Annotated in this window: 4 protein-coding genes; 3 read left to right on the top strand and 1 reads right to left on the bottom strand. The window is 61.0% G+C overall.

What is annotated here, in order from left to right; translation table 11 throughout:
- The 3 genes from EN994_RS23495 to EN994_RS23505 form a co-directional block, all read left to right on the top strand.
- Positions 1 to 392, top strand: a 392-nt coding sequence (locus EN994_RS23495; RefSeq protein ID WP_127307837.1) for an ATP-binding cassette domain-containing protein, incomplete at its 5' end; no start/stop codon positions are given.
- 42 nt (positions 393 to 434) lie between these two features.
- Positions 435 to 1,724, top strand: coding sequence for an HlyD family type I secretion periplasmic adaptor subunit (locus EN994_RS23500; RefSeq protein ID WP_063168901.1), 1,290 nt, complete (start codon positions 435 to 437; stop codon positions 1,722 to 1,724).
- Complete coding sequence (locus EN994_RS23505; RefSeq protein WP_024502654.1) at positions 1,714 to 2,355, top strand: ribbon-helix-helix domain-containing protein; 642 nt, start codon at positions 1,714 to 1,716, stop codon at positions 2,353 to 2,355. The genes EN994_RS23500 and EN994_RS23505 overlap by 11 nt, the downstream gene beginning before the upstream one ends.
- Positions 2,356 to 2,404: 49 nt before the next feature.
- On the opposite strand, the gene EN994_RS23510 is transcribed toward EN994_RS23505, so the two are convergent.
- Positions 2,405 to 3,334 carry a transglutaminase-like cysteine peptidase gene (locus EN994_RS23510; RefSeq protein ID WP_063168900.1) on the bottom strand — a complete coding sequence of 310 codons (930 nt, stop codon included), beginning with the start codon at positions 3,332 to 3,334 and terminating at the stop codon, positions 2,405 to 2,407.
- Positions 3,335 to 3,401: the final 67 nt, after the last annotated feature.

Here is a 3,401-nt window from a genome sequence, read left to right on the forward strand (position 1 = left end):
CAGACGAACAGATCATCGAAGCGGCAAAGGCTGCCGGCGTCGATGATTTCGTTTCACGCCACCCGCGCGGCTACGACATGAATGTCGGCGAGCGCGGCACCAATCTTTCCGGCGGCCAAAGGCAGACGGTGGCGATCGCGCGCCTGCTGCTGACCAAACCGAAAATCGTCTTTCTGGACGAGCCGTCGGGCTCGATGGATCTTGCTTCCGAACGCCAGTTGATCAAGCAGCTCAAAGTCGCCTTTGACCGCGACACCACGCTGATCGTCTCCACACATCGGTTCAGCATGCTTGAACTGGCCGACCGCCTGATCGTTATCGAACAGGGCAAAATCGTTGCCGACGGACCGAAGGACCAAGTCATACAGGCGTTGCAGAAAACAAGCGCCTGACAAAACAATTATTGCTGCATCCAATGCGTTGGGGCGTGGGAAATGCTTGCCAGGGAAGATCGGCCGCCGCTGTTTGCGTCGGCGTCCATATTCATCATCGGAGCGCTCTTCGTCGTTTTTGTCGCCTGGGCGTCCTTTGCCGAAGTCGATGAGATCGCACGCGGCGACGGCAAGGTCATACCTGCTTCCAAGACCCAGATCATCCAGGCGAGCGAGGCCGGTGTGGTTCAGGAAATCGCCGTGACGATCGGCCAGGTCGTCAAGAAGAACGATCTCATCATCCGCCTGGACAACACGCTCAACACGTCCAGCCTTGGCGAGCAGCAGGCCAAGGCGCGCGCGCTGGAAGTGCGCATAGCAAGGCTGAAATACGAACAGGCCGGCAATCTCTCGGGCCCATTTCCGTGCCCGCAGGACATCCAGTCGGTCGCTCCGCAAATCTGCGACAATGAACAGAAGCTGCTCATCGCCCGGCGCGGGAACTTCGACAACAAGCTGTCCGTGCTCAAGTCACGCCTCGATCAGCGCGAGAAGGAACTTGCCGAGGCGGAGGCCAATTCCGATCGTCTTACCAAGAACCTGGCGGTCAGCGACCAGGAGGCAAAACTCGTCGACGCGATGGTCAAGAAAGGCCTGATGGCAAGGACCGAGCAGCTCCGGGTAGAGCGCGAACAGACCGAACTCAACGGCCAGCTGAACCTTGCCGGCGAAACGATAAAGAAGATCAAATCGTCGATCACGGAAGCTCAGCTTCAGGTCGAGGAACTCGGCCTGCAATTGCAGCAGGAGGCGTTGGACGACCTTACCCAGGCGCTGGCGGACCTTTCGGTGGTGGATGAGACCATAAGGGGAGCCACCGACAAGGTCGCGCGCACCGATATCCGGTCTCCCGTGGACGGCATCGTCAACACGCTGGAGCTGAACACGGTCGGCGCCTTCGTCCAGCCTGGCGCCGTCGTGGCCGGCATCGTGCCAACCTCCGAAACGTTGCTGGTGGAGGCACGGGTCTCGCCGCGGGATGTCGCCTTCATCCGGCCCGACCAGGAAGCCCTTATCAAGGTCACCGCCTATGACTTCTCGATCTTCGGCGGCATCGAGGGCAAGGTCTCCAACATCACAGCCGACAGCCTGGTCGATCAGAAAACGGGGGAGCCCTATTATCAGGTGCGCGTGGCGACGGACAAATCGACCCTTCAAAGAGACGGCAAGGCCTATTCGATCATCCCCGGAATGATCTGCTCGGTCGACATCAAGACCGGGCGCAAGACGATCCTGCACTACCTCCTGAAGCCGATCAACAAGGCGCGCGAGGAGGCGATGAGTGAGCGGTAGCGCCAGCCCTCATCATTCCGATCGCGAGCGGCTGCTTGCGCCAGTCGCCGCCGAGGATTTCGGGCTGGAGTTTCGGGTCGTGGCGCGCGGTGGCATACGGCGCGGCATTCGTCTGGAGCGGGCATTCTGGATGTCGCTGAAGCAGATGGCCGAAAGCAGGAAGTGCACGATCGGCATGCTCATCGACGAGATCGCCGAAAGCCAGGCCCAGACAGGCAATCTGACATCCGCGATCAGGGTGGCCTGCATGCGTGGGTTGGGGGACGAAAACCTGACCTTGCGAAGGCTTGCATCGATCAACACCATCAACGCCATACTGGTCGCGTGCCCGTCTCCGGCCTTTGCCCTGGCTTCTTCGAAGAAGATCCTGTCGTTCAACGCGCCGTTCCAGCAACTGGTCAAGCGCCAATTGCCGATCGCCCCAAGCGATGACGCACGGCACGACCTCAAGCTGGCGCTGGACCTCAATGTGGCCGACATCTTCACGCGGCTCGACGCCAATGGCGAATCGCCGGTGGCCACCGGTTTTGTCATCGGCGCGGGTGACCGTCGATACCGGGGGCAATTGAATGCGGTGCGGGCCCCGGTGCTCGAGCCGGAGCTGCTGATGGCGTTCGTCTTCGGCGGCTGAATGCCCGCCAGTCTTTGGCGAGAACCTATGGCTTGGACTGGCCGAAACCCTATGGCTGAAAACCTTCGCCGGGTGCGACGGTTGCGAAACCGCCCTTGATGTCGGCCATCTGGGCGCCGCCCGGTCTTGAACCGTGGATCCAGGCCCGGTCCGTGCTGAACGAATAGAGCGGGACGTAATCCGGGAGATCGCTGTCACGCATAACGGTGTTGCTGAGGCTGTCGAGAATGAAGGTGCCGCTGCCTGTGCTCACCGACAGCACTGCGTGAAAGAAGCCTCTCTTGCGATCCTGGAGGACGACAAGCGCCATGCTTTGCGTCGGAATGCCGGCCCTCAGCAGGGCCGTCATCTTGAGGATGGCAAAATCCTCGCAATCGCCGGCTCGCCGCTCGAGAATCTCCGAAGGCTTCGCCCAATAGTCGAGCTTGCCGTAGACGACGCTGTCTTTCCTGTAGGCGATCAGGCGATTGACGCTGCTGTTGACGAAGGACAGCTTCTCGCTGAATCCCTTGCCTTGAGCGGCAGCGATCATGCCGGCAAAAGCCGTGCTCTTGTGCTCGCAGGGGCTGCCTGCCGAACAAGCGGTGATTGCCCGGTAGACAGGCGCCCAGCGCGCCGCGACGGGAAAATTGCGCATGGACAAGGCAACCGATCCGAAGACCCCTGGAATAATCGACGCGGTCTGCACCGGATCTATCCCGGCGTCATCTCGCGCCGTTGACGAGCCGTCCCCGCGGCCGACATCCGGGCCATAGCTGCCGGTGACCATGCCGATCCGGTAAGCGTCCGCAGGCTGCCAGGGCTGGGGCCTCGTCAGTGAAACACCGCCGAGACAGGGCGGCGTCTGGACCTTCTCCTGGGGCCTGCCGGGTGCGGGGATATCGCTGGCGAATGACGGCCCCGCCAGGCCGACAAGCCCGATTGCCAGCAGGAGCATCTGGAGCCCGGTTTTCCCCGGAACCGATTTTTGCTTTTTCATAACGCCCACCTTTGACTGTGGACGCTACCAATCTTGTCTCAAATTATTGGAAAGGAAGGTGGATAAA

It is taken from the genome of Mesorhizobium sp. M7A.F.Ca.CA.002.09.1.1, from assembly GCF_003998555.1.
Lineage (GTDB): Bacteria > Pseudomonadota > Alphaproteobacteria > Rhizobiales > Rhizobiaceae > Mesorhizobium > Mesorhizobium ciceri.